Below are 5,623 nucleotides of genomic sequence, written 5' to 3'. Positions count from 1 at the left end.
TCTATAGAAAATAACTTACACCACCTTCAATAACAACGTTATCAAAACAATCTTTTGAATTGGGAAAATCGTGAATTTCTTTAATGCGTTTATCATTCAGCATATTATCCCGAAATTCATCAAGCCCTTTACCGCCTGCAAACCAACGGCTAGGGGTAATCATAATCAGATAATTTGGGTTTAATTTTTTAGCTTGTTCAATAAACAAATGATAAATCGGTTTTGCACTTGCACCTGCCCCACCGTCATCTAATTGATAAGGCGGATTGCCAATAATCACATCAAATTTCATTTTTAAAATCTCTTTAAATTCATTGTCTTTATCGCTATGAATAAACGCATAAGCGTGGTTTTCTAAGCCTTGCCGATTGCCAAAAACATCTTGGCTTGCCCCACATTCTGTGCATTTACCATCTTTAAATTGATGATTGACATTACCAAAAATAATATTGCCACTTTCATTATCAAATTCATCACAAATAGAAATGGGCGAATTGGCAATTCTGGCACAATAAACACTGCGGCGTGATAATAGGGCGGTTAATTGGGTAATGGCAATGCCAAACACTTGATGTTTTAGAATGTGGTTAATGCGGGTTTGTTTATCAGGAATTTGATTTTCCAATCCTTTATCCAAGCGTTTGACAATTTCTCTTAAAAAAACGCCTGATTTAGATACAGGGTCTAAGAATGTCGCCTTTGGATTTGACCAAATCTCGCTTGGCAATAAATCAAGCATCTGATTCGCCAGTTTTGGCGATGTAAATACTTCATCATTGGATAGACTGGATAAACAATCCAAGACATCGGGATTGTAGGCTTGCTCAAATAGCGATAATTGACCTTGATTAAGAGCGTCTAGGTCTTTTGTGATGTTACTGTTTATCTGCAAGTTTAAATCGTCCATTTTATTGCTCGCTTAATTTTAGATAATGAATGGGCGGGTAATCTTGGATATTTTTGGGAATAAATCCTTGATTATCGGTTAATTGATTATTGGTTTTTTCTACCAAATTCTCATAAATATAATCACGCCTTTGAATGAGCGTGTCGCTGATGAACTTCCATTCGCTAAATAGGATTGAATTGTCATTTAAATCTTTTAGGGTTAGGGCATTGCCATTGACGATGTTTTTTGACAATAAAAACTCTGCCGTTTGAATAACAGCAGAGTTGGTTTGTTTAAAATGGCTTTGATAATGGTCTAGGAATAAACCCAACAGTCGGCTACGGCATTCGGTGCAATTATCCGATAATAACTCAATGCCATAAATGCTGGACATGGCGTGAATGGCGTGCTTTTCATAATGAAATTGGGAATACTTGGGGGATTTTTGGCTTTTGTTGATTTGGGATAATTTTAGAGCGGTTGTCAGTTTTCGGCTTAAAATTTCCGCCAAAAAATTGCCCGTGCCACACGCAGGCTCCAAAAAGGTGCTGGCGATTTGTTCGGATTGGGCTTTGACCAAATCAAGCATTGCCTTAACTTCACGCTCGGCGGTAAATACTTCGCCGTGGTCGGCAACACGTTGACGAGATTTAACCTGCATGGGATTGCCCCTTGCAAGCTAGTAGATGACAGGATTTAGAATAAGAAAAAGAAGTGGAATATCGGGCGGAAGTTAGGCTAGCAGGTACGCAGGTACGCAGGTACGCAGGTACGCAGGTACGCAGGTACGCATTATAGCGCGCTTGAGAATTTCGTCAATAAAATACATAACAAAACCGAGTAAATATTTATGAAAATTCTATCATAGAGCGCTTATTTTCTAAAGTAAAATAAATAGGTTTTATGGCGTATGGCTTTTTGTTACAATAATCAAAACTTTTTTGGAAAAACCCCATGACACAAACCACCCTAGCCGACCTACAACATAAAGCCAAACAATGGCGAGACGACATCACCTTTCGCCAAGAAGTGCTTGGCAAACCCTTTGATTTTCGTACCACTTGGGGGATTTTTAGCCCAGAACGCCTTGATGACGGCAGTCTTATGCTCCTTGATTATATTGATTTTAAGGCGGATGATAATTCCATTGACTTAGGTTGCGGCTATGGCGTGCTTGGCATGACGGCGGCTCGCGAATGCCCAAACGGTCAGCATATCCTAATTGATAAGGACTTCGTCGCGGTAGAATACGCCAAGCTAAATTGCCAAAAAAACGGCTTGACCAACACCCACGTTCAGCTTTCCAACGGCTTTTATCACGTGGATAAAGACAAAAAATTTAGCCTTGTCATGAGCAACCTACCTGCTAAGGCAAGTAAAGAACAGCACTATCTGTACCTGCTGGACGCTTATGAACGCATGGAAGTAGGCGGACGGTTTTATGTCGTTACCATTAACGGACTGCGGGATTTTATGAAACGCTCATTTAATGAAGTCTTTGGCAATGCCGACAAAATCAAACAAGGCAAAACTTATACGGTGACGCTTGCGGTAAAAGAGTAACGCCATTCGAGCAAACACCCACCATCAAAAGGATAATTCATGAGCTGGTCACAATTACTCTCCACCAATCGCTTTAAGGTTGAACGTGGCATCGTCAGTCCAAAGATGACCAGTCAAGATGGCATCGATGTTCTGCGCACGCCCTTTCACGTGGATTATGATCGCGTGGTATTCTCAGGCGCCTTTCGCAGATTAGGGCGCAAGACACAGGTGCACCCCTTTGCCAAGCACGACCATACCCATAACCGCCTAACTCACAGCGTCGAGGTGGCGAGCGTCGGGCGAAGCCTTGGTAATCGTGTCGGGGTACAGCTCGAACAAGGCGGTCTATTGCCCGATCCGTTCACCCCAAGCGACATCGGAACGGTGGTTCAGGTGGCGTGTTTAGCACATGACATGGGCAATCCGCCCTTTGGACACACGGGCGAAGATGCGCTAAGGGCGTGGTTTCGCGATCCGAATCACTCGCATTTTTTGGCGAATCTTAGCAACCCTGAGCATGATGACATCTGCACTTATGAGGGCAATGCTCACAGCCTAAGACTGCTTGCCACGCTTGAGATGTATGCTGAGCGCGGTGGCATGCGCCTCACCTCGGCCAGCCTAGGGACACTATTAAAATACCCTTGGACGTCCAGTCATCCCACCGCACGCACCCGAGGTAAATTCAACATCTATCAGACCGAGCTGCCACTCATGCAGACAGTCGCCGAAGATCTTGGACTTGCCAAGCTCGGCGATAACCACTGGGCGCGTCACCCCTTGTCATACCTGATGGAGGCAGCAGATGACATCTGTTATGCCCTGCTGGATCTGGAAGATGCGGTTGAGCTCGATTTATTAGACATCAATGAATTTGAGACCGTGCTGCACACGCTCATCCCCGTCGAAAAAACGTGGCGCATCACCAACCAAAAAGAGCGCTGCGCTGCCTTGCGTGGTATGGCGATCGGTCAGGCGATCGAGGTGGTGGCAGATACCTTTATCCGCCACCAAAGCGCGCTCGTGGCAGGTGAATTTGCCGCCAAAGACCTGCTTGCAGTCTGTGATGACAACCTACAAGAAACCCTAGAAAACGCCAAAGACCTAGCACGGCGTAAAATTTTTAATCATCATAGCAAGCTTGCGACCGAAGTGGCGAGCTTTGGCTGCATTGGGTTGATCTTAGACTTATTGGTGCCTGCAGTACACGCCAAAGTCACCCATCAGTCCCTATCAAACAAAGACGCGCTATGCCTACAGCTCATCGATACACCGATTGAGCCTCATGACACGCCTTATCAGGCATACATGAAGGTGCTTGATTTTGTGGGTGGGATGACCGACAACCGCGCAGCGACATTGGCCAGAGAGCTGTCAGGCATGGGCATGATGTCGGTATAACATGATCAACTGGGCATTGCCATGGCTAAAACTGCCGTGGTTCATCAAAAAATACCAAAAAATCAAACCACCCATTCGCCACCTAACAGATGGCGAGGTGGCATTAGCGCTTAGTGTATTTGGCGAGCTCATGGATTATAGCAGGGTGCGTGTGGTGAATTATCCTTATATTCCTTGGCAGTCTGACGATGTGTTTATTGCGCCTAATGGCTGGATTTTTGTGGGTGGTCGGCATTATCGTGATGATTTTAGCGCGCATGGCAGGCTGTATCAGCAGATTTTTATTCATGAGATGACGCATGTTCTGCAGTATCAGCACGGCATCAATGTTCTACTAAGGGGTGCATGGCTACAGACGCTGCATTACCTTAGCCTAAAAAAATACAACCCTTATAGATACACCTTCGATCAATGCAAGAGCTTTTGGGATTATAACATTGAGCAACAAGGGCGCATCGCCGAGCACGTCTATCTGGGCAAGATTCCCAACATCTTGTGTAAAAGACACTAAAAAAGCAAGTCCGAAAACTTGCTTTTTTGTACTTTGAATAAGCTAATCTTTATTCAAAAATATTGCCCGTTAGGTTGAACTCAACACGCATCAGCTCTTGTAGCTTGAACTTCTGCGGCTTGCCCGATGCGGTCATCGGAAATTCCTTTACGAAAGCGACATAGCGTGGTACCTTGTGATGCGATACCTGCGATCGGCAGAAGTCTCTGATCTCGTCTTCATTGCCGTCCATGCCGTCATTGAGGATGATACACGCACACAGCTCTTCGCCATAGCGCTTGTCAGGCAGACCGATGACTTGTACGCTAGAGACGGCAGGGTGCTTAAATAGCAGATCTTCAATCTCTTTAGGGAATAGGTTCTCACCGCCACGGATCACGACGTCCTTGATGCGCCCTTTGATCTTCACGAAGCCATCTTCATCCATCTCAGCGATGTCGCCTGTATGCATCCAGCCGTGCTTGTCCACGACTTCCTTGGTCTTATCTGGCTCGCCCCAGTAGCCTGCCATCACCGAATAGCCTCGCGTGCACAGCTCGCCTGCAACACCAACAGGGGTGATGTTGCCATTCTCATCGACGATCTTGACCTCTAGGTGCGGATGAATCTGTCCAACTGTGCTCACGCGCTTATCAATCGGGTCATCGACATGGCTTTGCATTGATACTGGTGAAGTCTCGGTCATGCCATAGCAGATGGTGATCTCGCTCATGTGCATGCGCTCAATAACACGCTGCATGATCTCGCGCGGACATGGCGAACCTGCCATGATGCCTGTACGCAGGCTTGATAAGTCAAATTCTTCAAATCGCTTATCTTCTAGCATGGTAATGAACATCGACGGCACGCCATACAGCGCAGTACAGCGTTCATCATGTACCGCTTGTAGCGTTTCGGTCGGATTATACGCAAAAGACGGATACACCACGGTCGCACCATGTGTCATCGCTGCCAAGTTACCCATCACCATACCAAAGCAGTGGAACAGCGGCACGGACACACAGATGCGGTCATGCTCGGTCAGCTTAATGCCTTCACCGACAAAATATCCATTATTAAGGATATTATGATGGGTTAGCATCGTGCCTTTTGGGTTGCCTGTTGTGCCCGAGGTGAACTGAATGTTCGCCACGTCATCGAATTGTAGTTTTTCGGCGACGTACTCGATGTGCTGGCGTTGCGCCAATGTTGGTGCGTTTAGCAAGTCATTGAAACGATAAACACCATCGTGCTCGACATCGCTTGCCTTGATGACGACTTTTAGGTGCGGCAGATTA

The 5,623-nt window shown here is 45.9% G+C and carries 6 protein-coding genes; 3 read left to right on the top strand and 3 right to left on the bottom strand.

The genetic code is table 11. The features are described 5' to 3' along the window. Position 1: 1 nt before the first annotated feature. Positions 2-907: an Eco57I restriction-modification methylase domain-containing protein gene (locus tag GY683_RS06985; protein WP_297288053.1), complete on the bottom strand. Its 906-nt coding sequence runs from the start codon at positions 905-907 to the stop codon at positions 2-4. Between the two features lies 1 nt (position 908). Next, a complete protein-coding gene (locus tag GY683_RS06980; protein ID WP_297288052.1) occupies positions 909-1,550 on the bottom strand; it encodes a DNA methyltransferase in 642 nt (213 codons plus the stop codon). Between the two features lie 293 nt (positions 1,551-1,843). On the opposite strand from GY683_RS06980, the gene GY683_RS06975 reads away from it, so the two are divergent. Genes GY683_RS06975 through GY683_RS06965 form a run of 3 tightly spaced genes read left to right on the top strand, consistent with a single transcriptional unit; the run spans position 1,844 to position 4,346 of the window. Further along, positions 1,844-2,452 carry a methyltransferase gene (locus GY683_RS06975; RefSeq protein WP_297288051.1) on the top strand — a complete coding sequence of 203 codons (609 nt, stop codon included), beginning with the start codon at positions 1,844-1,846 and terminating at the stop codon, positions 2,450-2,452. Positions 2,453-2,491: 39 nt separating this feature from the next. Continuing rightward, positions 2,492-3,835, top strand: a complete 1,344-nt coding sequence (locus tag GY683_RS06970) for a deoxyguanosinetriphosphate triphosphohydrolase (RefSeq protein ID WP_297288050.1) — start codon at positions 2,492-2,494, stop codon at positions 3,833-3,835. Position 3,836: 1 nt separating this feature from the next. Next, positions 3,837-4,346, top strand: coding sequence for a hypothetical protein (locus tag GY683_RS06965; protein ID WP_297288049.1), 510 nt, complete (start codon positions 3,837-3,839; stop codon positions 4,344-4,346). 49 nt (positions 4,347-4,395) lie between these two features. Here GY683_RS06965 and GY683_RS06960 read toward each other — a convergent pair. After that, on the bottom strand, positions 4,396-5,623 hold a 1,228-nt coding region (locus GY683_RS06960; RefSeq protein ID WP_297288048.1), incomplete at its 5' end, for an AMP-binding protein.

The organism is Moraxella sp., from assembly GCF_024227015.1.
Lineage (GTDB): Bacteria > Pseudomonadota > Gammaproteobacteria > Pseudomonadales > Moraxellaceae > Moraxella.
The sequence above is the reverse complement of the archived record's forward strand: the minus strand, read 5'-3'. Positions and strand labels throughout refer to the sequence as shown.

Coding starts and splice junctions, on each gene's coding strand:
- GY683_RS06975 (WP_297288051.1), top strand. CDS start 1,844: ATGACACAAACCACCCTAGCCGACCTACAACATAAAGCCAAACAATGG.
- GY683_RS06970 (WP_297288050.1), top strand. CDS start 2,492: ATGAGCTGGTCACAATTACTCTCCACCAATCGCTTTAAGGTTGAACGT.
- GY683_RS06965 (WP_297288049.1), top strand. CDS start 3,837: ATGATCAACTGGGCATTGCCATGGCTAAAACTGCCGTGGTTCATCAAA.
- GY683_RS06980 (WP_297288052.1), bottom strand. CDS start 1,550: ATGCAGGTTAAATCTCGTCAACGTGTTGCCGACCACGGCGAAGTATTT.
- GY683_RS06985 (WP_297288053.1), bottom strand. CDS start 907: ATGGACGATTTAAACTTGCAGATAAACAGTAACATCACAAAAGACCTA.